The sequence below is a fragment of the Vibrio sp. CUB2 genome (genome assembly GCF_001557945.1).
GTDB classification, from domain to species: Bacteria; Pseudomonadota; Gammaproteobacteria; order Enterobacterales; family Vibrionaceae; genus Vibrio; species Vibrio owensii.
In genome coordinates, this window is sequence record NZ_LNRB01000106.1 from 1 (window position 1) to 204 (window position 204).

Sequence of the window (204 nt, forward strand, 5' to 3'; positions counted from 1 at the left end):
CATGACTGGGGTGAAGTCGTAACAAGGTAGCGCTAGGGGAACCTGGCGCTGGATCACCTCCTTAAACGATGATTACTCACGATGAGTGTCCACACAGATTGATACGGTTTATAAGTAAAAGAGACGATACTGGGTCTGTAGCTCAGGTGGTTAGAGCGTTCGCCTGATAAGCGAGAGGTCGGTGGTTCGAGTCCACTCAGACCC

1 tRNA gene and 1 rRNA gene are annotated in these 204 nt (G+C 51.0%); both read left to right on the forward strand.

The window, feature by feature from the left end:
- Positions 1–64: ribosomal RNA gene (locus ATB78_RS28105) — 16S ribosomal RNA — on the forward strand; the annotation flags it as partial.
- A gap of 67 nt (positions 65–131) precedes the next feature.
- Positions 132–204: transfer RNA gene (locus ATB78_RS28110), tRNA-Ile, on the forward strand.